This window comes from Mesorhizobium sp. M7A.F.Ca.CA.001.08.2.1, from assembly GCF_003998455.1.
Lineage (GTDB): Bacteria > Pseudomonadota > Alphaproteobacteria > Rhizobiales > Rhizobiaceae > Mesorhizobium > Mesorhizobium ciceri.
On the sequence record NZ_RZPW01001317.1, the window covers coordinates 1 to 792 of the forward strand.

Annotated in this window: 2 pseudogenes; both read right to left on the reverse strand. The window is 65.2% G+C overall.

The window, feature by feature from the left end:
* A pseudogene (locus EN914_RS37095) lies at positions 1 to 391 on the reverse strand (ABC transporter permease); the annotation flags it as partial.
* Positions 388 to 792: pseudogene (locus tag EN914_RS37100) on the reverse strand (ATP-binding cassette domain-containing protein); the annotation flags it as partial. The pseudogenes EN914_RS37095 and EN914_RS37100, both read right to left, overlap by 4 nt.

The window sequence follows — 792 nt, forward strand, 5'->3', positions numbered from 1 at the left end:
GGGCGGGAAAATAGGGGGGGATGGCGCCCAAAGCCGCGCCTGCCACGACCGCCAGCGCCAGTGCTGCCAGCGTGTGGATGCCCGCGGGCAGGGGCATGGCAAAGCCGACCCAGGCGGCGGCGAAGCCGCCGAGGAACAGCTGGCCCTCGATGCCGACGTTGAACATGCCGCCGCGCAAGCCGATGCAGGCAGCGACACCGCAGATCAGGATCGGCGTCGTCTGCAGCAAGGTCCCGGCAATCTTCTCCTGATCGCCGAAGGCGCCGCGCAACAGTGTCATGAACACACGCACCGGGCTTTCGCCGACCATGAGGATGATGATCGCGCCCATCAGCAGTGCCACGCCGATGGCGATGACCTGGCCGGAAACGGCATGCAAATGGTCTCTCATGATGCGGTCTCCGCGGCGAATTCCGGCGCGGCCACGCCTGCCATCATCATGCCGATGCGCTCCTCGTCGGCGTCATCGCCAGAGACCTCGCCCATGATCCGCCCGTTGAACATTACCAGGATGCGGTCGGCAAGGGCGGCCAGTTCGTCGAGTTGCACGGAAATCAGCAGGATCGCGCGGCCGGCGGCACGCTGGCGCATGATCTCGTCATGAATGGCCTCCTGGGCGCCGATGTCGACGCCGCGCGTCGGCTGGTCGATCAGCAGGAAATCGGCGCCATTGGTGAATTCGCGTGCCAGAACGACCTTCTGGATGTTTCCGCCCGAAAGCCGCTTGACCGCATCGCCCGGTCCGCGCGCGCGAATATCGAAGCTCTTGATCAGCGTTTCGGCGTTTTGATT